This is a genomic window from Streptomyces sp. MBT53, assembly GCF_016654115.1.
Taxonomy (GTDB): Bacteria; Actinomycetota; Actinomycetes; order Streptomycetales; family Streptomycetaceae; genus Streptomyces.
On sequence record NZ_JAEQAZ010000059.1, the window covers coordinates 16,483 to 41,798 of the forward strand.

Sequence of the window (25,316 nt, forward strand, 5' to 3'; positions counted from 1 at the left end):
GTGCCCCCGCCACCGGAACGGGCGAGGGCACACATAGTGGACGTCAGTTCACCGCAAGGGTGAACACATGGAGATCCGGGTCGTCCGGAAGTGTCACGCTCTTGATGGTCTTGCCCGTGGGTGCCGCGAAGGGCTTGGTGGCGAACACATACGTGACGACCGGGTCCTTGTCCGCACCCGCGACATTGCGGTACGCGGTCCTGGCGACGATCTCGTTGCCGTACTGCACGGTTCCGCCGCCCCCGCCGACCGTCCAGTCCGTGAAGGAGAGGTCGACGACGTCGGTGCTGCCGTCGGTGTAGGTGACGGTCGCCTTCGTCTGCTGGTTGCCGTTGACCGCGCTGCCGATGAACGACAAGTTGGCGGCGGGCTGCGGGAGTTGGACGGTCTGACCGGCCGCCGAGACATTCTCCGGGCGCCCGTTCGGCGAGTTCGGCCAGGTGAAGCCGAGCCCGTCCACCGTGCCCGTGCCGCCCGGGGTCAGCCCGGCCGCCGCGAGCGCCTGGAGGGAGTAGCTCCAGCCGCCCCCGTCGTAGTCCGCCTCGTCGTGCTCGCCGTTGTCGTCGGAGACTCCGGCGTTGTTGTAGGCGGCGAGCAGGGTGCCGGGAGCGGCGACCGTGAGGGACACCGGCTGCTCGTACGACGTGTCGCCCGAGGTGACGGTGACCTTGACGTCGTAGAAGCCCTGCTTGACGTCGGTGGCGGCGCTCAGGGTGATGTCCTGGGAGCCGTCGACGACCGTGCCCTGCGCGGGAGTCGCCGTGACTCCGGCGGGCGTCTCGACGCTGTAGCGGACCTCGGGTCCGGTGCCGCCGCTCAGCGCCAGGGCCTTGATGTTGACCTTGGTGGTGTCGCCGGGCGCGAGGGTCGCGGCGGTCGGGCCGACGCCGATCTGGTACGGCTGTTCACCGGTGCGGAAGGACGGCGGGGCGTCGGCGAGGGCGCTGCCCCAGGTGCGGTTCGGGGTGGTGGAGAGGGTGTAGTCGAGGGTCCCGCCGTTCCTGACGATCGAGGAGGAGAGCCAAGGACGGTCACTGCTACGGCCGTTGACCTTCAGGGACTGGATGTACGGGGCGTCGGTCGCGGCACCCTGCGCGCGGATGGAGATGTCGTTGCCCTGCGGGCGCTTGATCTCGATGCGCTCGAACAGCGGTGAGGCGAGGGTGAGTTCGGCGCGGGAGGGGACCTGGGGGTACATGCCGAGCGCGGAGAAGACGTACCAGGACGACATCTCGCCGAGGTCGTCGTTGCCGGGGATGCCGGCCGGGTCGGTGGTCCAGAGCTGCTTCATGGCCGCCCTGACCGTTTCCTGGGTCTTGTAGGGCGCGCCCGCATAGTCGTAGAGGTAGGGGACGTTGACGGACGGTTCGTTGTCCAGCTCGGACTTGTCGCCGCCGCTGCCGGTGAAGGCCCAACTTCCGTCCGCCTCATGGAAGAAGGAGTCGAGGCGGGCGAGGGCCTTGTCGGTGCCGCCCATCGCCGCGAAGAGGCCCGCCGGGTTGTGCTGGACCATCCAGGTGTACTGGGCGGCCGTGCCCTCGACGAAGCCGTTGCCGGTGCCCGGGGTGAAGCCGGTGACCCAACTGCCGTCCGCCTTGCGGTTGGCGATGTAGCCGCCGGTGGGGTCGGCGGCGATGTTGAAGTTGTTCTGCCACCACTGGGCGCGCTTGGCGAAGTCGGCCGCCGTGCTCTTCTTCCCGGCCGCCGTGGCGAGTTGGGAGAGCGCGAAGTCCGCCGTGGACATCTCCAGCGTCTCGGCCGCGCCGCCCCAGGCGTTGGAGACGGACGGCATGTAGTGGAGGTTCAAGTACTTGTCCAGGGAAGGGCGTTGGCCGACCGAGAGCACCGGCTTGCCCGAGGGGGACAGGTCCTGCGCGGTCGGTACGGTCGCCGCCTGGACGAGGGAGGCGAGGGCCCCCTTGAGGTCGAAGTCCGTGCCGCCGAAGGCGCGGATGCCGGCCAGGGCGGTGGGCGAGGGGTCGCCGTTCATGACGTGCGTGCCGCTCGCGCCGTGCAGCCAGCGGTCCCAGACCCCGCCGTTCTGCTGGGCGAGTTCGTAGAGGGACTGTGCGATGTCCGAGCCGGTGCGGGGGCTGAGGAGAGTGAGCAGCTGGACCTGCGAACGGTAGATGTCCCAGCCGGAGAAGGTGCCGTACTGCGCCTCGTGCCCCTTGCCGACCTTGTGCACCTTGCCGTCGCTGCCCGTGTATCTGCGGTCGGCGTCGCTGATGACGTTCGGGTGCAGGAGCGAGTGGTAGAGCGCGGTGTAGAAGGTGGTGCGCTCGGCGTCGGTGCCGCCGCCCACCTTGATCGCGCCGAGCTGGTCGCGCCAGGCGCGGTGGGCCGCGTCCTCGACCGCGTCGAAGGTGCGCTGCGGCGGGTTCTCCGCCGCGAGGTTGGCCTCGGCGCCGGCCTGACTGACGTACGAGACACCGACCTTGACGCCCACCGGACCGGTGCCGGGCTCGAACTCGACATAGCCGCCCGCGCCCTTGCCCGCGACGGGACGGCCGCCGTTGGTGAAGCCGCCCGTGCCGCCGGTCGCGGAGGTAGATCCCGGGGTCAGCTTGTCGTCCTGCCAGGTGCCGGTGGTCTTGAAGGCGCGGTCGAAGGTGGCGGTGAAGTACAGGGTGTAGTAGGCACGTTGGCCCTCGGGGTCGAGGTAGCCGCAGAAGTTGCCGGAGGTGACCGAGCCGGAGACGGTACGGGTCGCCGGGTCGATGGTGACCGACGAATTCGTCGACCCCACCTCGGAGTTGGCGGTGCGGATCAGGAGTGAGGCGGGCTTGTCGGCCGGGTAGGTGAAGCGGCCGGAGCCCGTGCGGGCCGTGGCCGTGAGGTCGGCGGTGACGCCGGAGGCGAGGCCGACCTTGTAGTGGCCGGGTTCGGCGGTCTCGGCGGTGTGACTGAAGTCGGAGGCGTAGACGGCGTCCTTGGTGTCGCTCGCCGGGGAGGAGGTGACCTCGCCGGCGTACGGGAAGAACGGGATGTCGCCGCTGCCGCCCGCGCAGCCCGTGCCGGACATGTGGGTGAGGCTGAAGCCGCGGATGCGGGTGGCGTCGTACTGGTAGCCGCCCGGCGCGGCCGTGCTCGTCGCGCTGCCTCTGGTGTTCTCCGGGCTCCAGGAGAGCATGCCGAAGGGCACGACGGCGCCCGGGAAGACGTTGCCGCCGTTCTTGGTGCCGATCAGCGGATCGACGTAGGCGCTGGGGTCCTTGACGAGGTGCGGTGGGGCGGCGGTGGCCGCCAGGGCGGGGGTGGCGCCGCCGACCGCGAGTGCGGCGGCGAGCAACAGGGACATGGGACGGAAACGCATGACGCGGCCCCTCCTCCTTCGGACGGGTCGCGCACCACAGGTCGCACAAGCCGCAGGGACAGTAACGTGCGCCACCCGTACCACGGAAGGGCGCGTGGGCCGGTGGCGGCGCACGGAGCGGACACTCGGACGGTCCACCCGGACCAACTGGGTTGACATCGTTGTCCGTTGGGGCGGTAGAGTCATATGCAGACCATCCGACAACGTTGTCGCACCGCAGTGTCGCCCCAAGCCATGTATCACCCGGGCAGGTTGAACCCCCATTCCCCGCCCGGCTCGCGGACCCGGTGGCCCCCGTCCACCGGGTCCGCCCCGAGCAAGGGTTCAACCGACCTGGGTTCAACCGACCTGGCAGGGAAGGGCAGTTGCCGGGTCACCTCCGTTGCCGTTCACGACGTAGCCGAAGGTGGTGCTCTGTCCCGGACTCAGTGAGCCGTTCCAGTCGGCGTTGTGGACCATCACGTCCTGACCGGTGTAGGTCGCGTTGCCGTTCCAGAGGCTGGCGACCGACTGCCCGCCGGGGAGCGTCCAGTTGACCATCCAGCCGAGCATCGGGACGTCGCCGGAGTTGGTGACGGTCACCTCGGACTGGTAGCCGCCGGGCCAACTGCCCGTCGTACGGCGGGTGGCCGAACAGACCCCGGGTACCGGGTCGGTGGGGTTGCCCGGGTCGTGAATACCCGTCACTTCACCGTTGCCGCCGTCGAATACGACGTCCGAGCACGAGTAGAAGGTCTCGGTGCTGTCCGAGCGCTGCCACACCATGTAGATGATGTGCCGCCCCGACTTGTTCGCCGGAAGCTGCCCGGTCCAGGAGTAGTTGGCCTCGACCGTGCCCGGGGTGCCGTTGAGCGGCGGGTGGTCGACCGTGAGGAACGGGGTGGCCTCCATGTCGTCCCAGGTGAGTGTCTTCGTCGGGTCGAAGCCGTCCTTGGTGATGTACACGTAGAACCAACCCGGGTGTGCCGCCCAGGCGTTGTACGAGAAGTCGACCGTCGCGCCCGAGGTGAGATGCGTGAGCGGCCAGTCGTCGCGCGGGAGGTTGAAGCCGGTGAAGTTGGGGTTGCCGCCGCTGCACAACTGACCGTCCGGCACGAAGCCGCGGGTGCGGCCGGCGCCGTCGGAGCGCAGGACGGAGAACCAGTTGTAGAACGGCGTTGTACCGCTGACCTGTTGGGCCGCCTTGCAGGCCGGGTTGATGGGTTTGATCTCGCCGGTGGTGGTCAGCGCGTCCTGCCAGCAGAGGAAGGTGCGGCTGCCGGGTTTCATGGGGGTGCCGTGGGCCTGCGCGGTGCCGCCGGTGGCGAGGATCAGGGCCAGGGCGGGGACGGTGGTGAGCAGGGCCAACAGGACGAGGAAGAGCGCTCGTTGAGAGGTGGGGCGTGGTAATCGTGGGTCGTTTCTCAGGATTGTCATAGCCATGACAGATCTGCCTTCGCTCGACGGTCGTGCGGAACGTGCGGAGGTGAAGGCGTGGGGTGGGGCGACCCGGCCGCACCCGGCGGGTTCCGGACCGTCGGACGGATGGGAGCGCTCCCACCCCACTGTCCGTGAAGTTAGCGCGGACCGGGGAGGCTGTAAACGGCGGGCGGGGTTTCAAGTGGCGCTCGGGGAAGGCTCGTTCGGGAACCGGGGCTTGCCCCTGACCCACGGGTCAGGGCTTAGCGTCCGGCCATGACCGCGACTCACCGTCTCGTACGCCTGGTCCGCCGCCCCGCCGGACTGCCCACCACGGACGACTTCACCCTCGCGCGGGTCCCCCTCCCCCGCCCCGAGGCCGGCCAGGTGCTCGTCCGCAACACCCACTTCCTGGTCTTCCCCGGCCTGCGCACCCTCATCGGAGGCGAGACCCGCGATGTCCCGCTGCCGCCGCTGCACCCCGGCGACACCCTGTTCGGCCCCGCGATCGGCGAGGTGGTCGAAGGACCGCTGGCCAAGGGGCAGTTGGTGCTGCACCTTCAGGGCTGGCGGGAGTACGCGACACCGGCCGTCGCCGAGTGCAGGCCGTTGGAGGACACGCTGCCCGACCCGGTCGCCCATCTCGCCCAGGGCTCCGCGGCGTACGGCGCGCTGACCCGGCTCACCCAGGTCCACGCGGGCGACACCGTGTTCGTGACCGGCGCCGCCGGTGCCGTGGGCAGCCTGGCGGGCCAGATCGCCCGACTGCTGGGCGCCGCCCGGGTGATCGGCAGCACCGGCTCACCGGACAAGGCACGGAGACTGCGCGGGGAACTCGGCTACGACGCCACCGTGCTGCGCGGAGCGGGACCGATCGACGGACAGCTCGCCGAGGCGGCACCGGACGGCATCGACGTCGTCCTGGACACCGTGGGCGGCGAACAGTTGACGGCCGCCGTCCGGGCAGCGAACCGGGGCGCCCGGTTCGCCCTGGTGGGCGCGCTGGACGGTCAGCTGTCCCCGGACCGGGCGGGCGGGAGCGCACCGGCCGTGCTCGACACCTACCGGCTGCTGACCCGGGGCATCACGATCACCGGCTACAACGGCACCGACCACCCTGAGGTCGAGACGGAGTGGGAGGCCCGCTTCGGGGACTGGCTACGGGCGGGCCGCATCCACTTCCCCCGCACCCCGCTCCGCGGAATCGAGCGCGCTCCGGAGGCGTTGCCCCTGTTGATCGCGGGCCGTTCCTTCGGCGCGGCCGTCGTGGAGCTGTAGGACGGGGAGCCGCATGCGCATCGGCGAGGCAGCGGCGGCGGCCGGCACCACTCCGCGCGCCCTGCGCCTGTACGAGGCGCGCGGCCTGCTCCGGCCCCCGCCACGCACCCCGTCCGGCCAACGGGAGTACGGCCCCGCAGAGTTGGCCCGCGTCCGCGTGATCCGCGACCTGCTCGCGCTGGGTCTCACCCTGGAAGACCTCCGCCGCCGGGCCCACCGCCTGGACCTCCTCGCCCGGACCCCGCCCCCGTCCTGTGGCAACCCTCAGGGCGAGTTCAGCGATGTCGTGGCCGATCGCCTCGCGGCCCTGGACACGGAGATCACCCGCCTCACACGTCTGCGACAGAGCCTCGCCGCAGCCGCGGGCGAACCACCGGCCGTCGTTCACCTCGACGGGGACGCCGGGCGGGACGGACCGGACTCTTCTCCCCCTTTCACCACAGCCTCCCCACGGACTTGACCCAGTTTTGGCCAAGCGCGCTATGTGGTGACTGGCGTTCGGTCATGTTCACTTGTCGCGTTCACGGGGTTGGTTCTTGACGTTTTCTGAGTCATGTGGGCGTTGCGATGGAGGAACAGCTCATGAGAAGACAGATCCGCGGTGCGCTGGCCGCGTTGACCGGAGCGCTACTGCTCACCATGGGAGTCACCGCGACGGGCGGGCAGTCCGCGCGGGCCGATGACAACGCTGTCGGCAACGCTGTCGGGGCCAAACCCGCGCTGGGCTGGAGCAGTTGGAGCTTCGTCCGCCGCAACCCGACCGCGCAGACCATCGAGGCACAGGCCAAGGCGCTGAAGACCAGCGGCCTGGCGAAAAACGGGTTCGTGTACGCCAACGTCGACGACTTCTGGTACCAGTGCCCGGGCAGCCAGGGGCCGGACGTCGACCAGTACGGCCGCTGGGTGACCGACCCCGTCAAGTTCCCGCCCAAGGGCGGTGAGAACGGCATCCAGGTGGTGGCCGACTACGTCCACTCCCTGGGGCTGAAGTTCGGGCTGTACGTCACGCCCGGCATCTCCCAGCAGGCGGTCGCCAAGAACACGGCGATCGAGGGAACGCCGTACCACGCACGGGACATCGCCACCACGACGACGGAGAGCAACTACAACTGCGGCGGCATGGTGGGCATCGACTACACCAAGCCCGGCGCGCAGTCGTTTATCGACTCCTGGGCCGGGCAGTTCGCCGGCTGGGGCATCGACTACCTCAAGATCGACGGCGTCGGCACCTGGGACCAGCAGGACGTCCAGGCTTGGTCGGACGCCCTGCACCACACCGGCCGGCCGATCCACCTGGAGCTGTCGAACAACCTCGACATCAACAACGCGGCCACCTGGAAGAAGCTCTCCAACGGCTGGCGCACCGGTGGCGACATCGAGTGCTACTGCGGTCCGGACGGCAGCAGTTACCCCCTGACCACCTGGGCCTCGGTCGCCTCGCGCTTCGACCAGGTCGCGGCCTGGGCGCCGTACGGCGGACCCGGCGGGTACAACGACTACGACTCCCTGGAGATCGGGAACGGGGCGAACAACGGCCTCACCCCCGACGAGCGCCGCACGCAGATGAGCCTGTGGTCGCTGGCCGCCTCGCCACTCTTCCTCGGCACCGATCTCACGCATCTCGACCCGGCCGACCTCGCGTTGCTGAAGAACACCGATGTCCTCGCGGTCGACCAGGACGGCATCGACGCCAAGCGGATCTCCTCGGAGGCGAATTCACAGGTGTTCGCGAAGACCGAGGCCAACGGGGATGTCGTGGTCGGTCTGTTCAACACCGGGTCGGCGCCCCGGGAGGTCGCCACGACCGCGTCCGCGCTGGGGCTGGCCAAGGCGGGCGACTACTCCCTGCGGGATCTGTGGAGCAAGCGGCTGACCGAGTCGGCGGGCCGGATCGCCGCCAATGTGCCCGCGCACGGCGTGGTCCTGTACCGGGTGCACGGCAGCCGGCACGTGGTGAGCGGCGCGGCTCCGGATGTCTCGTTCGGGCTCGACTGGGCGTCCGCGTCGAGCGACAGCACCACGCGTACGGTGACGGCCGTACTGTCCGACAACGGGTCGCGGTCCGTCACCGACGCCGCCCTGACCCTCACCGGGCCGGCCGGCACGAAGATCACCACGCACTCGGCGACGCGGGCCAGGACGATCCGCGGCGGGCACGCGCTGAAGGTCACCTACTCCGTCGCCATCCCGTCCTCGGCGAAGCTCTTCGACTCCAGCGACTTCAAGGGGAGCGCCACTTATCGCTTCAAGTCGGCGGGGCGGACCCGGCTGGCCGCCGGTGACACGATCACCGTCAACCACCAAGTGACCGCCCCCTACAAGACGTTCGCCTCCACCACGGCGAGCTTCAGCCAGTCCGGGACCCAACTCGGCATCCGGGCCCAGGGTGCGGACCTCTACAACGGCACCAACGAATACGGCACGGTCTATCTGCCGGGTGCCGAGCACGACGGTTCGGTGACGACTGTGAAGCTCAACTCCCAGTCGGACACTGATGTTTGGGCCAAGGCCGGGATCATGGTCCGGAACGACATCACCCAACCCAACACGTCCCCGGGCTACTTGGCCCTCGTCGCGACCCCGGGCAACGGCTATCTGCTCGACTGGGACAGCGACGGCGACGGCAAGCTGGACTCGCAGGACTCCACCGGCACCGCCGTCTACCCGTCGTGGCTGAAGCTGGTCCGTAACGGCACGACCTACAGCGGCTACTACTCCACCGACGACGTCACCTGGAACCTGGTCGGCACCATCGACGTCCCGACCGCCGCCGCCACCCAGGACGTCGGCCTGACCCAGACCTCGCACGCCTCGGGCACCACGGGCGAGGCCGACTTCGACTCGTTCACGACCACTCCCTAGTCAGGGGCAGATTGGCGATACGCGCCCGTACGGCGGCTAGACCGGCGCCGTACGGGCGCGTATCTGTGTTTCGGCGGGCGGGAGTTCGGCCGCCGGGAGTTCGATGGTGAACTCGGTGCGGCCCGGGACGCTGGTGACGTCGATACGGCCGCCGTGTGCGCCCGTGATGGCTGTCGCGATGGCCAGGCCGAGGCCGGAGCCGCCCTCCTTGCCGCTGGACCGGGCGCGGGAGGCGTCGGCGCGGGTGAAGCGTTCGAAGACCGTGGGGAGCAGGGTCGGGGGGATGCCGGGGCCGTCGTCGCGCACCCGGATGACGACGGTGCGGTCGGCCGTGGCCTCGACGCTCGCCGTGACCGTCGTGCCAACAGGTGTGTGCATACGCGCGTTGGCCAACAAGTTGGCCAACACCTGGTGCAGGCGGGCCTCGTCGCCGATCACCAGAGCGGGGGCGTCGAGCGACAGTTGGAGCTGCCACTCGTGGCCGGTGCCGGCCGCCCGCGCGTCCCACACCGCCTCGGCGAGCACGGCCGCGAGGTCCACCTCGGCGGACTGCAGCGGGCGGCCCTCGTCGAGCCGGGCGAGCAGCAGCAGATCCTCCACCAGACCCGTCATCCGCGCCGACTCGGCGGTGACCCGGCGCCAGGCGAGCCCGGATTCGATCCGGTCGGTGCCGCGGTTCATCAGCTCGGCGTAGCCCGCGATGGAGGCGAGCGGGGTGCGGAGTTCGTGGCTGGCGTCGGCGAGGAAGCGGCGCATGCGTTCCTCGCTGCGGCGCATCTGCTCCTCGCTGCGCTGGCGTTCGGCGAGCGAGGACTCGACGTGGTCGATCATGCGGTTGAGCGCGGCGCCGACCTGTCCCGCCTCGCTGCCCGGGTCGGTGTCCCGTTCGGGCACCCGGGTGAGGGTGGTGACCTCGCCCCGGCCGAGCGGTGAGCGGGAGACCTCGACCGCGGTGGCGGCGACCCGGCCGAGCGGTCGTAGCTGCCGTCGTATGACGACAGCGCACAGACAGCCCGCCACGGTCAGGCCGACGAGGGCGACGCCCGCCTCGACCGCCACCAGACCGCTGATCATCTCCTGTACGTCGTCCATAGGGAGGCCGGTGAGGACCCGGACGCCATCGGTGTCGAGGGCCGTGAGCCGGTAGGTGCCGAGGCCGGGCACGGACCGGGTGTGCTTCGCGCTGTCGGCGGTGATGCCCGCGAGGGCCGTGCGCTGGGCGGCGGTGAGGTTCTGGGGCGGGGCGTCCTGTCTGACGACGGCCGCGGCGATGATCTTGCCGGTGGCGTCGAACCGGGCGGCGAGCGTCCCGACGGCGTGGCCGTTCTCCATGAGGAACCCGAGGTCCCCGTCGGAGTCCGGGTGGTGCTCGGCCCCGCCCAGGCTGCGCTGGGCCGCGTTGCCGACCCGGTCGTCCAAGTCGCCCAGCAGATAGGCGCGTTGGACGAGGACGGTGGTGAGGGACATCGCGGCGCAGACCACCACAAGGGTGGCGCTGACGAAGAGCAGCAGCCGGGTGCGGAGTGAACGGCCGTGCAGGCGGCCTCGGTTGCGGGTCAGGAGGTTCATCTGCCGTCCTCCACGGGCCGTATGGCGTATCCCATTCCCCGCACGGTGTGGATCATCGGCGCGCGGCCCCGGTCTATCTTCCGGCGGAGGCTGGAGATGTAGACCTCGACGAGGTTGCCGCCGCCGTCGAAGGAGCTGCTCCACACGTGGTCGAGGATCTGCGCCTTGCTCAGCACCTGGCGGGGATGGTCGAGGAGCAGGGTGAGCAGGTCGAACTCCTTGGCGGTGAGCTGGATCGGCTCACCGGCGCGGCGCAGTTCGCGGGTCTCGCCGGAGAGCACGAGATCGCCGAGGACCCGTACGGAGTCGTCGGTCGGGAGCCGTTCGCTGCCCGCCCGGCGCAGCAGTCCGCGCAGCCGCAGGGCGACCTCCTCCAGGGAGAAGGGCTTGGTGACGTAGTCGTCGGCGCCCGCCTCCAGGCCGTCGAGGCGGTGCTCGATGGCGTCGCGCGCGGTGAGCATGAGGACGGGCAGCCTCGGGTTCTCGTAGCGCAGTCGGCGCAGCACCTGGACGCCGTCGAGGTCGGGCAGCATGCCGTCGAGGACGACGGCGTGCGGGGCGCAGCCGCGGGCGAGCCGCAGCGCGCTGTGCCCGTCCGGCGCGGGGTAGGGCCGCCAGCCGGCCTCGGTGACCGCGACGGAGAGCAGCTCGGTGAGCGCGGGCTCGTCGTCGACGATGAGCACGCGTACGCGGCTGCTGCGGGACCCCGTGGTGCCAGTCATGTCCGGATTCTGTCCCGGTCCGCTGAGGGAATCCTGTGTTCCACCTGAGGCGCAGCCGTGCGAGCGGGCGGGTTTCCGGGGCTACGGCAGCGGCGGGCGAGGGACGACGGCCCTGGTCCGCCGCCCGGTGTCTTGTCCAACTTCCTTGACCGAAGGGGGCGTTGGCACTCTCCGGCCACGTGATTCCCTTGAGCCGCCGGCGCCCCGGCACTCACTCTGATGGCTGGCTTCCGCTCACCGGGCGGAAGCGTTTCCGCGTTCAGGGGAGGACGTCCACCCATGCGAAGACTCCACGCCCTGTGGGCCGTGGCCGGAGCGGCCGGACTGCTCGCGGGGGCCATCACGCCCGCGACAGCCACTTCCGGTTCCACGGTCTCCACCCACCTCACGGGCCCGAGCACCGCCCCACCGCAGACCGTCACCCTCATCACCGGCGACACCGTGACCCTCACCGTCGGACCGGACGGCAAGAACGCCGTCGACGTCCGGCGCGGCGAGGGCCGCGAGGCCGCCACCTTCCTGTCCAGCGAGAAGAACGGCGAGATCAGCGTCCTGCCGGCGGACGCCGTCCCGCTCATCAAGGCGGGCCGCCTCGACCCGGCCCTGTTCAACGTCACCCAGCTCGTCAAGCAGGGGTACACCGACGCGAAGACCGGCTCCACCCCGGTCATCGCGACGTACAGCAAGGGCACCGAGACCCCCGAGGGCACGCGCCGGACGCTGGCGCTGCCCGGGATCGACGGCGCCGCGCTCAGCGCGAAGAAGTCCACGGCCTTCTGGTCTGACATCGCCCCGGCGCTCGGCACGGCGCCCACCGCGAAGGCCGCGAGGCAGCTCGGTGACGGCATCGACAAGCTCTGGCTGGACGCCAGGGTGAAGGCGTCCCTCGACGTGAGCGTGCCGCAGATCGGCGCGCCCGAGGTGTGGAAGGCGGGTTACGACGGCACGGGCGTCGAGGTCGCGGTCCTGGACACGGGCGTGGACCTCGGCCACCCGGACTTGGCCGGGAAGATCGCCGGGTCGGAGAGTTTCGTACCGGACGAGACGGTCCAGGACGGTTTCGGCCACGGCACCCATGTGGCGTCCACGATCGTCGGCTCGGGCGCGGCCTCGGGCGGCCGGTACAAGGGCGTGGCGCCGGGCGCGCGGCTGCTGGTCGGCAAGGTGCTGGACAACACGGGCAGCGGTCAGGCCTCCTGGATCATCGCGGGCATGGAGTGGGCGGCGCACTCCGGCGCGAAGATCGTCTCCATGTCGTTGGGCGGTACGGCCTCCGGTCCCTCGGACGTGCTCAGTGAGACCGTCGACGAACTGTCGGCGTCCACCGGCACGTTGTTCGTGATCGCGGCGGGCAACGCGGGGCCGGGCGAGCAGACCGTGGGCACCCCGGGCATCGCCGACTCGGCGCTGACGGTGGGCGCGGTCGACAAGTCGGACCAGCTGGCCTCGTTCTCCAGCCGGGGTCCGCGCCTCGGCGACTACGCGGTCAAGCCGGAGATCACCGCTCCGGGCGTGAGCATCACGGCGGCCCGCGCCGCCGGCACCACCATGCCCGGTGGTACACCGGTCGACGACTACTACACGACGGCGAGCGGCACTTCGATGGCCACCCCGCATGTCGCGGGCGCGGCGGCACTGGTGGTGCAGGCCCATCCGGACTGGACCGGCGAGCAGATCAAGGAGGCGCTGGCCAGCACCGCGAAGACGAACGCCGTCAACTCCGTGTTCGAGCAGGGCGACGGCCGGGTCGACGCCGTACGGGCGGTCGAGCAGGACGTCTTCGCGACCTCGGCGCTGAGCTTCGGCAGGTTCGAGGACGGTGACAACGGTGTCGTCGGCAAGGACATCACCTACACCAACACCACTGACAGTCCGGTGGAGTTGAAGCTCTCGTCGTCGCTCACCGACCTGACTCTGAGCGCGGACACCCTGACCGTGCCCGCGCGGGGCACCGCCACCGTCTCCGTCGGCGTCGACCCGGCGCAGGAGACCCAGGGCCGGTACACGGGCCATGTCACGGCGACCGCGGACGGCGGCATCCAGGTCACCACGGCCGTCGGCTTCGAGAAGGCGCCGAAGACGTACGCCCTCAAGGTCTCGCTCGTGGACCGCGAGGGCAACCCGTCCACCGGGGCCTCGCTCTTCACGCTCCAGGAGCTGAACGGCGCCTACCCCGACGACTACGGCTTCCTCGGCACCGGCTGGACCTGGCAGGTGCCGGCCGGCACGTACTCCATCGCGACCTGGATCCCGGACCGGGACGCGGGCGGTCTGGCGGTGGGCACCTCGATCGTCGGCAACCCCGAGATCAAGGTCGACGGCGACACCGCGGTGGTCCTCGACGCCCGCAAGGCCGTGGAGATCAAACCGCAGACGAAGGAGAAGTCCGAGTTCCAGGGCTTCAGCACCAGTTGGCACCGAGAGGGTCCGGGCAGCGCCTGGGGACTCACCTACAGCCAGGGCTTCTGGACCGACCACGTCTATGTGGCACCGACCAAGCCGGTCACCGTGGGCACCCTGAACTTCTACGCCAAGTTCCGGCTGTACGCGAAGGAGTTGACGGCGAGCGTCACCAGCCCGCAGAAGACCGCGCTGTCCTCGCTCTACTACTCCCAGACGTACGACGACTTCCCGTTGAAGATCAGCGGTGACCACACGGTGCAGGCGGTGGACGCCGGCGGCGGTACCGCGGCCGACTTCGCGGGGCTCGACGTCAAGGGCAAGGTGGCGGTGGTCGGCGTCGGCGCCACCGAGCGGGCACAGAGCGCACTCGACAACGCGACCAAGGCCGGGGCGGGTTACCTCATCGTCTACCGCAAGACGCCCGGTTTCTGGATCGAGGCCGTGGACCGGGCGACCACCGTCCCGCTGATGATCGCCACCGGCGAGGAGGGCGCCGAGCTGGCCGCCCTGCTGAAGACCGGCAAGAAGGTCACCCTGAAGCTCGACGGCACAGCGGTCAGTCCGTTCGTCTACAACCTGCTCGCCGCGCAGAGCGGCACCATCACCGCGAACCAGACCTACCGCCTGGACAAGTCCAACACCGTGAAGCGGAAGGCCCGTTACTACGGTGCCACGGCCGGCGAGATGGGCGCGGACACCCTGTACACCTTCCGCCCCTGGCAGCGCTTCGGCGTCGAGACCAGCGTGGACATGCAGTTGGGCACGGAACGCGACGAGTACTACTACGTCGACCCGGACACCCGCACCTGGCATGTCGTCTATCCCGACTGGAAGGCCTCCAAGGGCGAGTGGAGCCCGCTGCGGACCTTCACCAAAGGGGCCACCGAGCCCACCGAGGACTGGCTGCGCCAGGTCGTCCGGCCGGGCAGCAGCGAAGAGTACGGCCTCTCGACCCGCACCGGCGACAAACTCACCCTCTCCATACCGGAGTTGAGCGACTCCACAGCGGGCCACTACGGATACGTCGACGGCGTCGACGCCACCGCGCAGGGCAAGCTCTACGCGGACGGGCAGTTCGTCGGCGACTCGACGCTGGGCGGGTACGGCGTCTTCGACGTCCCCGCGGCCACGTCCTCGTACCGCTTCGATCTGGACGTGCAGCGCAAGGCGGCCTGGGCGAAGTACTCCACGAGCACGCACACCGAGTGGACCTTCGCCTCGGCGCACACCGGCAGCGCGACGGCACTCCCGCTGCTCACCGTCGGCATCGCCCCGAAGGGCCTCGACCTCCTCAACAGGGCCGACCGAAAGGGGGAGTTGACGGTCTCACTGCCGGTCGCGAACCAGTCGGGCAGCGTCCGGGCGAACAGTCTGAAGGCCTGGGTCTCCTACGACGACGGCGCGTCCTGGAAGACGGTGCGCGTCGAGAAGGGCGAGGCACGGTTCAGGCCCGTGAAGGGTGCCGCGTCGGTGTCGCTGCGCGTGCGGGCCACCGACCACGACGGCGACGTGATCGACCAGACCGTACTGCGGGCGTTCGGCCTGAAGTGAGCCCGGATCAGCCCGAAGTGAGCCCGAACCGAGCGGTCGGGCCGACCCACGGTAAGGATTCTTAACAAACACGCTCTACCGTGGCGAGCCATGGTGAACACGGCACAGGATCCTGTACGGCAGACCCCTGCCGCGAGCCCTTGGGCAGCGGTGGGGGTCTCCGCCTTCGAAGAGCTGGTGTACCGGGCGATTCTCCAGCAGCCCGACGCGGGCGCGGGCGGCTGGGCGCTGCTGACCGGTACGACACCGGCCGAGTTGCGCGAGGCCTGCAACCGGCTGCTCGCGCTGGGACTGCTCCAACCGCCGGACTCCATGGGCGGGTTACGGGCGGTCGACCCGCGGGTGGCGATCCGTGCGCTGATCCGGCGGCGCGAGACGGAGTCCGAACTGCTCGCCTCCACCGCCGAGGAGATGGCCACCGCGTACGAGGCGGGGCTGCTGCGCGAGGAGCCGTCCCGGCTGATCGAGGTCGCCTCCGGCGAGGGCGCCATCGCGGCCCGCCTGGAGGAGATGTACGCCCGCGCTGAGCACGAGGTGTGTCTCTTCGACACCCCGCCCTATCTCGCCCCGCCCGCACCGCAGGTGGACCTCCAGGCCGACCTGCTCAAGCGCGGGATCGTCTCGCGCGGCATCTACGCGGCGACCGCCCTGGAGGATCCGAACACCCTGTCCCGCGCCTGGAACATGGTCGAACTCGGGGAACAGGCACGGGTGTTGCCGTCCGTGCCGCTCAAACTGCTGGTGGTCGACGGGCGTCGGGCGCTGCTCCCGCTGACCTCGTCCGAGGCGGGCGGTTACTGCGCCGTCGTCGTATGGCATTCGGCGGTGACCGAGGCACTGCAGAAGCTGTTCGAGCTGGCCTGGCAGCAGGCGACCCCGCTCGGCCGGCCCGCCGGGAACGGTGAACTCTCCGAGGACGAACAGGCGTTGACGCGGCTGCTGGCGGCCGGGCTGAAGGACGAGGCGGTCGCCCGTCATCTGGGGGTGAGCCTGCGCACACTGCGGCGGCGGGTGAGCGACCTCCAGGAACGGCTCGGGGCGGCCAGCCGCTTCCAGCTCGGGATGCGGGCGGCGCAACGCGGCTGGCTGTAGGGGCACAACGGCGAAGGGCCGCACCCCCGTCGACGGGGATGCGGCCCTCAACTGCCGTACCGGAGCCGCTAGTTGCGGATCAGGTTGCGCAGCACGTACTGCAGGATGCCGCCGTTGCGGTAGTAGTCGGCCTCACCCGGGGTGTCGATGCGGACGACCGCGTCGAACTCCACACCGGTGTCGGTGGTGACCTTGACCGTGGCGGGGGTGGTGCCGTCGTTCAGCTCGGTGATGCCGGCCACGGAGAAGGACTCCTCGCCGGTCAGACCGAGGGACTCGGCGGTCTGGCCCGCCGGGTACTGCAGCGGGACGACGCCCATGCCGATGAGGTTCGAGCGGTGGATGCGCTCGTAGGACTCGGCGATGACGGCCTTGACGCCGAGGAGCGCGGTGCCCTTGGCGGCCCAGTCGCGGGACGAGCCGGAGCCGTACTCCTTGCCGGCCAGGATGACCAGCGGGATGCCCTGCTCGATGTAGTTGCGCGAGGCGTCGTAGATGAACGCGACGGGGGCGTCGGCCTGCGTGAAGTCACGCGTGAAGCCACCCTCGGTGCCCGGCGCGACCTGGTTGCGCAGGCGGATGTTGGCGAAGGTGCCGCGGATCATGACCTCGTGGTTGCCACGGCGCGAGCCGTAGGAGTTGAAGTCACGCCGCTCGATGCCGTGCTCGGTGAGGTACTTGCCGGCCGGGGTGTCGGCCTTGATGGCACCGGCGGGCGAGATGTGGTCGGTGGTGACCGAGTCGCCGAGCTTGGCGAGGACGCGGGCGCCGGCGATGTCCGAGACCGGGGTGGTCTCCATCGTCATGCCCTCGAAGTACGGGGGCTTGCGCACGTAGGTCGACTGCGCGTCCCACTCGAAGGTGTTGCCCTCCGGGATGGGCAGCGCCTGCCACTGGGCGTCGCCCGCGAAGACGTCGGCGTAGGACTTGTTGAACATGTCCTCGCCGATGGAGTTGGCGACGACGTCGTTGACCTCGGCCTCGGTCGGCCAGATGTCTTCCAGGTAGACCGGCTTGCCGTCCTGGTCGACGCCGAGCGCGTCCTTGGTGATGTCCACCTTCATGGAGCCCGCGAGGGCGTACGCGACGACCAGCGGCGGGGACGCCAGGTAGTTCATCTTGACGTCCGGGTTGATCCGGCCCTCGAAGTTGCGGTTGCCGGAGAGCACCGAAGTCACGGCCAGGTCATGGTCGTTGACGGCCTTGGAGACCTCCTCCGGCAGCGGGCCGGAGTTGCCGATGCAGGTGGTGCAGCCGTAGCCGACGAGGTTGAAGCCGACCTTGTCGAGGTAGGGGGTGAGCCCCGCCTTGTCGAAGTAGTCGGTGACGACCTTGGAGCCGGGCGCGAGGGTGGTCTTGACCCAGGGCTTCCGCGTCAGCCCCTTCTCCACGGCCTTCTTCGCGACGAGCGCGGCGGCGACCATGACGTACGGGTTCGAGGTGTTGGTGCAGGAGGTGATGGCCGCGACCGTCACCGCGCCGTGGTCCAGCTCGTAGGTCGAGCCGTCGGGGGCGGTCACGGTGACCGGGTTCGACGGGACGCCGTTGGTGGCGGCCGGGGAGTCGGAGGCCGGGAAGGACTCCTTGCCCGCCTCGTCGTCGTCGGAGACGTAGTTGCGGACGTCGCTCTTGAACTGCTCGGAGGCGTTCGCGAGGACGATGCGGTCCTGCGGGCGCTTCGGTCCGGCGATCGAGGGGACGACCGTGGCGAGGTCGAGCTCCAGCTTCTCGGAGAAGTCGGGCTCGGCGGCCGGGTCGAGCCAGAGGCCCTGCTCCTTGGCGTAGGCCTCGACGAGCGCGACCTGCTGCTCGTCACGGCCGGTCAGGCGCAGGTACTTCAGGGTCTCGTCGTCGATCGGGAAGATCGCGGCGGTGGAACCGAACTCCGGCGACATGTTGCCGATGGTGGCGCGGTTCGCGAGGGAGGTGGCGGCGACGCCCTCGCCGTAGAACTCGACGAACTTGCCGACCACGCCGTGCTTGCGGAGCATCTCGGTGATGGTCAGCACGAGGTCCGTGGCGGTGGTGCCCGGAGTCAGCTCGCCCGTGAGCTTGAAGCCGACGACGCGCGGGATGAGCATCGAGACCGGCTGGCCGAGCATCGCGGCCTCGGCCTCGATGCCGCCGACGCCCCAGCCCAGCACACCGAGGCCGTTGACCATCGTGGTGTGCGAGTCGGTGCCGACGAGGGTGTCGGGGTAGGCCTGGCCGTTGCGCACCATGACCGTGCGGGCGAGGTGCTCGATGTTGACCTGGTGGACGATGCCGGTGCCCGGCGGGACGACCTTGAACTCGTCGAACGCGGTCTGGCCCCAGCGCAGGAACTGGTAGCGCTCGCGGTTGCGGCCGTACTCCAGCTCGACGTTCTGCGCGAACGCCTCGTGCGTGCCGAACTTGTCCGCGATGACGGAGTGGTCGATGACCAGCTCGGCCGGCGCCAAGGGGTTGATCTTCGCCGGGTCGCCGCCCAGCTCCTTCACGGCCTCACGCATGGTCGCGAGGTCCACCACGCAGGGCACGCCGGTGAAGTCCTGCATGATCACACGGGCCGGCGTGAACTGGATCTCCTGCGACGGCTGGGCCTGCGAGTCCCAGGTGCCGAGGGCGCGGATGTGGTCGGCGGTGATGTTCGCGCCGTCCTCGGTGCGGAGCAGATTCTCCAGCAGGACCTTAAGGCTGTAGGGGAGCCGGGCCGAGCCCTCCACCTTGTCCAGGCGGAAGATCTCGTACGACTCGTCGCCCACCTGCAGCGTGCTGCGGGCGTCGAAGCTGTTCGCCGACACGACAGTCTCCTTCATTGATGTGCGCGTTCCCACCGCATCCTGCCGCCACAACGTCTTGGCCGATCCGCTAAGGTCAGGCTAAGTTAGGTAAGCCTTACTACTAGGATCGGCGGAGTGTGCGGCTGCGGTGCACCTCGGCAGATATCTCGATGTCGAGATAACTCTAGTACACGGGGGCGGATTGGTCATGCCCGGCCGCCCTCACCCCCTCACAACCGGACGATCCCGTTCGCCTCCCCGCGTCGATCGAACATGCATACGATCTGGCCGAGGCCTCGGGAGACACCCGTACGGCCCCGAACGAGGGGGTACTTTGTCCAGGATTTCGAGACGGTCTCTGCTCGCACACTCCGGAACGACCGCCGTCGGCGCGATGGTCGGCGGCGCGGCGGCAGCACAGGCGGCCGAGGCCGCCGCGGACACCACGGCGGCCGACTTCCCCGCGGGAACACTCTTCACGGCAACGTCCGAGCTGGACATCCCCGGCCAGCTCCCGGGGCTCACAATCAAGTTCAGCGTCGCCACGATCGAGGTACCGGCGGCCAACGACATCACCGCCACGGAGATCGCCGACCTGCTCAACGACTTCGCCGCCTCCAAGGGCTGGCCGCCACTCACCTTCTACGGCACCCCGGCGCCCGCTCCGCTGAACTGACGCCATAGTCCCGGGAGTTCGGGGTACCCGGTGCGGGACGAAAGGGGGCGGTCATGCCGCTCACGTTCCGCAAGAGTTTCCGGATCCTTCCCTGGCTCCGGCTGAACATCAACAAGGGGTCCATGTCGTTCACGACAGGGGGCAAGCGCGGTCCTCGGTACACGCGTAGTACGTCCGGACGTCGTACGACATCGATGGATTTGCCCGGACCCTTCGGGTGGCGCAAGACACGGACGAAGAAGGACGACTGACCGGGCGTCACCCGAACGGCCCCCTCGAGAGGCGCCATCTCATATCTGAGATAACCTCGGCCCCATGGCAGACGACTACCTCGTACGTATCGGCAAGCTCATCCGTGACGCCCGCCAGCACCGGGGCTGGACACAGACGCAGCTTGCCGAGGCACTCGGCACCAGTCAGAGCGCCGTCAACCGCATCGAGCGTGGAAACCAGAACATCAGCCTTGAGATGATCGCTCGAATCGGTGAAGCGCTGGACAGCGAAATCGTCTCACTGGGCTATGCCGGCCCGATGCATCTGCGGGTCGTCGGCGGTCGTCGGCTCTCCGGTGCCATCGACGTGAAGACCAGCAAGAACGCGTGCGTGGCGCTGCTGTGCGCCTCGCTCCTCAACAAGGGGCGCACAGTGCTGCGCCGGGTCGCGCGGATCGAGGAGGTGTACCGCCTTCTGGAGGTACTCGGCTCGATCGGCGTCCGCACCCGCTGGATCAACGACGGTGTCGACCTGGAGATCGTGCCGCCGGCCGAGCTGGAGATGGACTCGATCGACGCGGAGGCGGCCCGCCGCACCCGTTCGATCATCATGTTCCTCGGCCCGCTGCTGCACCGCATGGACAGCTTCAAGCTGCCGTACGCGGGCGGCTGCGACCTCGGCACGCGCACCATCGAGCCGCACATGATCGCGCTGCGCCGCTTCGGCCTCGACATCGCGGCGACCGAGGGCCTCTACCACGCCCAGGTCGACCGGTCCGTCACCCTCGACCGGCCGATCGTGCTGACCGAGCGCGGCGACACCGTGACCGAGAACGCGCTGCTCGCCGCCGCCCGCCACGACGGCACCACGGTCATCCGCAACGCCTCCTCCAACTACATGGTCCAGGATCTCTGCTTCTTCCTGGAGGCGCTGGGCGTACGGGTCGAGGGCATCGGCACCACCACGCTCACCGTGCACGGCGTGCCGACCATCGACGTCGACGTCGACTACTCCCCCTCCGAGGACCCGGTCGAGGCGATGAGCCTGCTGGCCGCCGCCGTGGTCACGGAGTCGGAACTGACGGTACGACGCGTCCCCATCGAGTTCCTGGAGATCGAGCTCGCGGTCCTGGAGGAGATGGGCCTCGACCACGACCGCACGCCCGAGTACGTCGCGGACAACGGCCGTACGCGCCTGGTGGACCTCACGGTCCGGCCCTCCAAGCTGGAGGCGCCGATCGACAAGATCCACCCGATGCCGTTCCCCGGCCTGAACATCGACAACGTCCCGTTCTTCGCGGCGATCGCGGCGGTCGCGCAGGGCCAGACCCTCATCCACGACTGGGTCTACGACAACCGCGCGATCTACCTCACCGACCTCAACCGCCTCGGCGGCAGGCTCCAACTCCTCGACCCGCACCGCGTGTTGGTCGAGGGCCCGACCCGCTGGCGCGCCGCCGAGATGATGTGCCCGCCCGCGCTCCGGCCCGCCGTGGTCGTCCTGCTGGCGATGATGGCGGCGGAGGGCACGTCCGTGCTGCGGAACGTGTATGTCATCAACCGGGGTTACGAGGATCTGGCGGAGCGGCTCAACTCCATCGGGGCGCAGATCGAGATCTTCCGCGACATCTGAGCCGTTGTCGCGGGGATGCCGCCGTGCCTTTTACGGGTGCGGCGGCATCCTCGACGGCTCAGTCTCCGAACATTCCGGCGTACGGGTCCGGTTCACCGGTCCACGGAGAGATTCCGGCCTTCCGGAGCCGCTGTTCCTCCTGCCTGTGCAGGAAGCGGGCGGAATCGACTCCCCAGAGCGAGACAGCGCCCAGCGGGCACTCGTCGAATTCCGCACGGAACAGGCGGCACAGGAACTCCGCCATTCCGCACGGGTATTCGGTCCATCGTGCGTCGCCCCGACCCCACACCACCACGGGCCACTTGTCGGGATCGGCGTCCGTGGCCAGCCAGCACAGAAGGTCCGCGCTGGAATCCGCTCCCCAGACGATGAGACGCGGAGGCTCCGCCGCCCCCGGCCCGGAAGCTCGCCACACGTCCTCGGCGTTCGCCGATTCCTGCTGCATGCCCATGTAGGAGGACTCGCCGCCAGGACCGACGTGGGTCTCAGGTGCCATCAGTGACAGGTAGTCGTCGATGGCACCTTCGCCGTACTCGGCCATGAACTCCTTGTAGTCGCCGGGGAAGCGCGTTCCCCAACTGGCCTCGACAGCATCCCAGTCCACGGAGTCACCGGCTCCCGGAGGGGAGGGCATGATGCGCCGCAATTCCTCGACCCAGGACACGGATCCATCACCTCACGGAGGTTGTCACGGCGACAAGCCCGTCGGGGCTGAGCCGACGGGGCCCTTCAGTCCGCCTGGGCGGCGAACAGTTCCAGGTGGGCGCAGGTGGGGCAACGGTAGGCGTCGATCTGCCAGCGCGGCCGGCCCATCCTCTTGGCGTTGCCGAGCGGACCTCGCTGCAGAGGGCCCGCGATCCATCGCGCGAACCCGCGGGCACCTTGGCCGGAGTCCTCGACGAAGCCTGGTTCCAGTCCCACCGCACCGCATTGGGTGCACCGTATGTTGTTCACAGGGGGAGCCTAGTGAGCCGTTGCGGGCGTTGGCCGTCAGGGCCTGCCTGTCCCGGGACCACGGTGGTCTCAGCGACCGACGCCGTGCAGTCGGCGTACCGGCGCGAGGGTCTGATGCGAGCGGGCGGTCAACTGGCCGACCATCACCCGCACGACCGTCACGATGTCGGGATCGTCGACGTAGTACACCTGGTGGCGGCCCTCACGGCGGGAGCGGACGAGGCCGGCGAGCTTCAGCTTCGACAGGTGCTGACTGACCGCCGGCAGCGCGCCGCCCACCCGGTCGGCGAGGTGCGTGACATCGCATTCCCCCTGGGACAGGGCCCACATGATGTGCAGCCGGGCCGCCGAGGCGAGCAGCCCGAACGCCGCGGCCGCCTCCACCAGAACCTCGGCGGACGGATCCCCGTAGCCACCGACCTTCTCCGCCACAGTCCGCTCTCTCCATCGTGCCCACGTCACAGCCGATACTCACGCGCCCACCCAGTGTAGGGGCGAAGCGTCGCGCGGCGACACGCTGCCGTCCCTGGGCTCGCGCGAACAAGCAACCCTCACTCGTCCGCCACCGGCTGCTTCGTCTACACGGGCAGTGCGGGGAACACGGTCACCGAGCCGTCCTTGTCGCGGGCGATCTCGATCGCCACGTCCGCCGGACGGCCGTCGACCGTGACGCCGACGCCCAGTTGGTGGATCCGGTGTGACGCGCTCATGAGGCGATCGACCTCGCTCGGTGTGAAGACGGGTCGCATACCGCTCGGGCGGGCCAGTTTCAGGGCCGACAGGCGTAGCAGGACACCGGCGACGCCCAACTCCAGTTCTTCGAGCCACTGTTGATCGCGCCTGAGCTGCCGGGTGAAGTTCTCGAACGGGTTGCCGGGATCGCTCTGGGCGTGCTCGACGGCCTGGAGGACGACGACCCGCCGCTTCAACGCGACGGCCAGGGCGGCGAGTTCGAGGTGGACGCGGAATGCGCCGCCCTGGTCGTCGACGCCGGGGAACGCCTTGGTCAGCGTGGCGAGTTCGACGGCCTCGTCCTCGGGAATCCCGTCGAGCGCGCTCCGCCAACGCCCCAGGCGGATCTCGACCTTGCTCAGAGCCGTGTCGATGGCGTGCACCGCCGAGTCGAGTCCCAGCGAGACACCGAGTCTGCCCTGATCGAGCAGGATGGCCGTGGCCTTGTCGATGGCGGCACGACAGCCGCCGAGTGCGCTGCGCTCGTCGTCGAGCTTGTCCTCCTGGAGTTGCTCCAGGAGTTCCGTGATGTGTTCGATGGCCTGCCGGCGCTGCTGGTCGGCGTGCGCGCTCACTCCCACCGCGACGGCCATGAGCACGAGCGGGGCGGCGACGGTGAGCGCCGTACCGCCGGCGGCAACGGCCCCCGCAGTGGCACCGGCCCCACCCACCGTGCCCACGGCGGCCGCTCCACCGACCGGCACGTAGGTCGCGTGGGCGACAATCCTTCCCGACGGCCCCACGAGCGGACCCAGGATGCCACTGGCTCCCCCCTTCGGCGCCATCGAACGAACGACGCCCTGCCCGTACTGGGCGGCGACCTTCGCCGGAACCACAATGCGGTAGAGACACTCGCCGGAGGCGGTCGCCCTGGCCGCCGTGAGGGACGTGCGTGTCGACTGCGTGATGAACTGCGACAGGTGCTGCGCCAAGGGGCTCGCGGCGTCGAGCGGGATGCCACGGCCGCGGTCGATCTTTTCGGGAAGCGGATGCGCCTCCAGCGTGACGATCGGCTCGTCGGCCATGACGGCCAGCACTCCGCGCAGTTCGGCCAGGCGCTCGGCTGTCATCGACTCGCCAGCGGGCAGCCCCGGGGCCTTCACGTCGGCGGTCGCCAGCGTCCACACGGGTACGGTCGTCCTGCGGTCGTCGGTCATCGTCTCCCCCTGTTCGTCCTGCAGCAGGGTACGTGTCCGCGGCGGACGAGAAGGGCGGGTCGGCACCGCCTCCGTCAGCGGGTGCTCCACTTCTGGTTGTCCTGGCCGTTGCAGTCCCAGAGTTGGAGCCGGGTGCCGTTGCCGGTCTTCTGGTCCTTGACGTCCACGCACTTGTTGGCCTGCGGATTGACCAGGTCGTTGCTGGAGTTGAGGCGGAACTGCTGGGCCGGGTTGCCGCTGCACACCGCGAGCTGGATCACCGCGCCGTTCGCCGACGAGCCCCAGGCGACGTCCATGCACAGGCCCATCGAACGGACCGTGCCGTCCGAACGGAAGTCCCACTTCTGCCAGTTCTTGGTGCCGCAGCTCCAGATCTGCAGCGGTGAGCCGTCGGTGCCCTTGTGCGCGACCATCTCGATGCACTTGTTGGAGGCGTGACTGTAGATGGTGGTGCCGGGCGCGGTGGTCACCGTCTTGGTGGCCGTGACCTTGGTGGTGGACTTCTTCGAACTCCCGCCGGAGGACGCCTTCTTGGGGGCCTCGGCGGAACTGCCCGCGATCACCCCGGCACCGGAACCGGCACCAGCACCGGCACCGGCACCGGCGGCCGCGGCTCCCCCGCCGTTCTTGACCGTGTTCTTCTTGCCGCCGCCCACCGTTTTCGAGGGAGTCGGTTTCGGCGAGGCCGGGTCCGGGCTGGCCGAACCGTAGGCCCCGGCACCGATGTTCGCCGTCGCGCCGTTCAACACGGTTCCGGCGTCGGCCACTTGCTCCGACGGCTTACCGTCCGAACTCGACCCGCCGCGCAGACCGGACACCAGGAACGGCACGCCGATCAACAGCGCGCCGGCTATCGCGGCACCGGCGAGGAGACCTCGGGAGGGGCGGCCGAAGGCGGGGGCCGCGACGGTGCCCTCGTCGGCGCCGGAACCGGCCCCGGCACCGGCACCGGACTCCGACGAGGCTCCGGTCGCGGTGGCCACGGCGGCCGTGGCGGCC

General features: G+C 69.7%; 18 protein-coding genes. 8 read left to right on the plus strand and 10 right to left on the minus strand.

The genetic code is table 11. The features are described 5' to 3' along the window. Nucleotides 1-43: 43 nt before the first annotated feature. Together JHN45_RS22505 and JHN45_RS22510 are read right to left on the minus strand one after the other, a co-directional pair. On the minus strand, nt 44-3,316 hold the full coding sequence (locus JHN45_RS22505; RefSeq protein ID WP_201050317.1) for a GH92 family glycosyl hydrolase: 3,273 nt from the start codon (nt 3,314-3,316) through the stop codon (nt 44-46). Nucleotides 3,317-3,655: 339 nt separating this feature from the next. Further along, the gene (locus JHN45_RS22510; RefSeq protein WP_201050325.1) at nt 3,656-4,738 is read right to left on the minus strand and encodes a lytic polysaccharide monooxygenase; all 1,083 of its coding nucleotides are present in this window, start codon (nt 4,736-4,738) and stop codon (nt 3,656-3,658) included. 252 nt (nt 4,739-4,990) lie between these two features. Here JHN45_RS22510 and JHN45_RS22515 point away from each other — a divergent pair, with 252 nt between their 5' ends. The 3 genes from JHN45_RS22515 to JHN45_RS22525 all read left to right on the plus strand — a co-directional run bounded on the left by JHN45_RS22515 (nt 4,991) and on the right by JHN45_RS22525 (nt 8,854). After that, nucleotides 4,991-5,992, plus strand: a complete 1,002-nt coding sequence (locus JHN45_RS22515) for an NADP-dependent oxidoreductase (protein WP_201050327.1) — start codon at nt 4,991-4,993, stop codon at nt 5,990-5,992. A 13-nt stretch (nt 5,993-6,005) separates the two neighbouring features. Further along, on the plus strand, nt 6,006-6,452 hold the full coding sequence (locus JHN45_RS22520; protein ID WP_201050329.1) for a MerR family transcriptional regulator: 447 nt from the start codon (nt 6,006-6,008) through the stop codon (nt 6,450-6,452). 122 nt (nt 6,453-6,574) lie between these two features. Next, nucleotides 6,575-8,854, plus strand: a complete 2,280-nt coding sequence (locus JHN45_RS22525) for an NEW3 domain-containing protein (RefSeq protein ID WP_236583959.1) — start codon at nt 6,575-6,577, stop codon at nt 8,852-8,854. A gap of 36 nt (nt 8,855-8,890) precedes the next feature. On the opposite strand, the gene JHN45_RS22530 is transcribed toward JHN45_RS22525, so the two are convergent. Together JHN45_RS22530 and JHN45_RS22535 are read right to left on the minus strand one after the other, a co-directional pair. Then, nucleotides 8,891-10,423 carry a cell wall metabolism sensor histidine kinase WalK gene (locus JHN45_RS22530; protein WP_200710901.1) on the minus strand — a complete coding sequence of 511 codons (1,533 nt, stop codon included), beginning with the start codon at nt 10,421-10,423 and terminating at the stop codon, nt 8,891-8,893. After that, on the minus strand, nt 10,420-11,145 hold the full coding sequence (locus JHN45_RS22535; protein ID WP_201050333.1) for a response regulator transcription factor: 726 nt from the start codon (nt 11,143-11,145) through the stop codon (nt 10,420-10,422). Before JHN45_RS22535 ends, JHN45_RS22530 begins: the two co-directional genes overlap by 4 nt. A 279-nt stretch (nt 11,146-11,424) precedes the next feature. Between JHN45_RS22535 and JHN45_RS22540 the strand changes: the two genes are divergently transcribed. Then, nucleotides 11,425-15,099: a S8 family serine peptidase gene (locus tag JHN45_RS22540; protein WP_201050334.1), complete on the plus strand. Its 3,675-nt coding sequence runs from the start codon at nt 11,425-11,427 to the stop codon at nt 15,097-15,099. A 90-nt stretch (nt 15,100-15,189) separates the two neighbouring features. Further along, entirely contained in the window at nt 15,190-16,191 is a 1,002-nt protein-coding gene (locus JHN45_RS22545; RefSeq protein ID WP_200710904.1) for a LuxR C-terminal-related transcriptional regulator, read from the plus strand. Between the two features lie 68 nt (nt 16,192-16,259). Here JHN45_RS22545 and acnA read toward each other — a convergent pair whose 3' ends face one another. Next, nucleotides 16,260-18,974: an aconitate hydratase AcnA gene (gene acnA / locus JHN45_RS22550; protein ID WP_307783163.1), complete on the minus strand. Its 2,715-nt coding sequence runs from the start codon at nt 18,972-18,974 to the stop codon at nt 16,260-16,262. A gap of 313 nt (nt 18,975-19,287) precedes the next feature. On the opposite strand from acnA, the gene JHN45_RS22555 reads away from it, so the two are divergent. From JHN45_RS22555 to JHN45_RS22565, 3 genes are all read left to right on the plus strand, one after another. Further along, nucleotides 19,288-19,629 carry a hypothetical protein gene (locus tag JHN45_RS22555; protein WP_201050337.1) on the plus strand — a complete coding sequence of 114 codons (342 nt, stop codon included), beginning with the start codon at nt 19,288-19,290 and terminating at the stop codon, nt 19,627-19,629. A 53-nt stretch (nt 19,630-19,682) separates the two neighbouring features. Beyond that, the gene (locus JHN45_RS22560; protein ID WP_078532723.1) at nt 19,683-19,880 is read left to right on the plus strand and encodes a DUF4236 domain-containing protein; all 198 of its coding nucleotides are present in this window, start codon (nt 19,683-19,685) and stop codon (nt 19,878-19,880) included. A gap of 64 nt (nt 19,881-19,944) precedes the next feature. Then, complete coding sequence (locus JHN45_RS22565) at nt 19,945-21,474, plus strand: UDP-N-acetylglucosamine 1-carboxyvinyltransferase (protein WP_200710907.1); 1,530 nt, start codon at nt 19,945-19,947, stop codon at nt 21,472-21,474. Nucleotides 21,475-21,532: 58 nt separating this feature from the next. Here the strand turns inward: JHN45_RS22565 and JHN45_RS22570 are convergent, their stop codons facing one another. The 5 genes from JHN45_RS22570 to JHN45_RS22590 form a co-directional block, all read right to left on the minus strand. After that, nucleotides 21,533-22,108, minus strand: coding sequence for an SMI1/KNR4 family protein (locus tag JHN45_RS22570; RefSeq protein ID WP_201050339.1), 576 nt, complete (start codon nt 22,106-22,108; stop codon nt 21,533-21,535). 95 nt (nt 22,109-22,203) lie between these two features. Beyond that, a complete protein-coding gene (locus JHN45_RS22575) occupies nt 22,204-22,395 on the minus strand; it encodes a hypothetical protein (protein WP_200710913.1) in 192 nt (63 codons plus the stop codon). 102 nt (nt 22,396-22,497) lie between these two features. Beyond that, on the minus strand, nt 22,498-22,860 hold the full coding sequence (locus JHN45_RS22580) for a helix-turn-helix transcriptional regulator (protein WP_201050341.1): 363 nt from the start codon (nt 22,858-22,860) through the stop codon (nt 22,498-22,500). A gap of 146 nt (nt 22,861-23,006) precedes the next feature. Beyond that, nucleotides 23,007-24,317: a hypothetical protein gene (locus JHN45_RS22585; RefSeq protein ID WP_201050343.1), complete on the minus strand. Its 1,311-nt coding sequence runs from the start codon at nt 24,315-24,317 to the stop codon at nt 23,007-23,009. Between the two features lie 74 nt (nt 24,318-24,391). Continuing rightward, nucleotides 24,392-25,316 (minus strand): RICIN domain-containing protein (locus tag JHN45_RS22590; RefSeq protein ID WP_201050345.1); only part of this gene is annotated, 925 nt, incomplete at its 5' end.